Here is a 496-nt window from a genome sequence, read left to right as displayed (position 1 = left end):
TCGGGCCGGTGCTGCCCGAGCTCTGGGGCGGCTCGGCGGATCTGGCCGAGTCCAACAACACCACCCTGGAGGGCGAGCCCTCCTTTATCCCGGCCTCGCGGCAGACCAAGGCCTGGTCCGGGAACCCGTACGGGCGGGTGCTGCACTTTGGCATCCGCGAACACGCCGCCGCGGCCATCGTCAACGGCATCGTGCTCTCCTCGCACACCCGGGCCTTCTCGGGGACCTTTCTGATCTTCTCCGACTACCAGCGCCCGGCCATCCGGCTCTCGGCCCTGATGGGCGTGCCGAGCATCTATGTCTGGACCCACGACTCGGTCGGCCTCGGCGAGGACGGGCCCACCCACCAGCCGGTCGAGCAGCTGGCGTCCCTGCGGGCCATCCCGGGCCTGGACGTGGTCCGGCCCGCGGACGCGAACGAAACGGCCCAGGCCTGGAAGACGGTCCTGGAGCAGCACGACCGGCCGGCCGGGATCGTGCTGACCCGGCAGAACGT

Annotated in this window: 1 pseudogene (cut by a window edge); it reads left to right on the top strand. The window is 71.0% G+C overall.

Annotated elements, in window-relative coordinates:
• Positions 1–496: pseudogene (locus HGG74_RS04775) on the top strand (thiamine pyrophosphate-binding protein) (its annotated part extends 435 nt beyond the left edge of the window); the annotation flags it as partial.

The organism is Arthrobacter mobilis (genome assembly GCF_012395835.1).
Taxonomy (GTDB): Bacteria; Actinomycetota; Actinomycetes; order Actinomycetales; family Micrococcaceae; genus Crystallibacter; species Crystallibacter mobilis.
The sequence above is the reverse complement of the archived record's forward strand: the minus strand, read 5'-3'. Positions and strand labels throughout refer to the sequence as shown.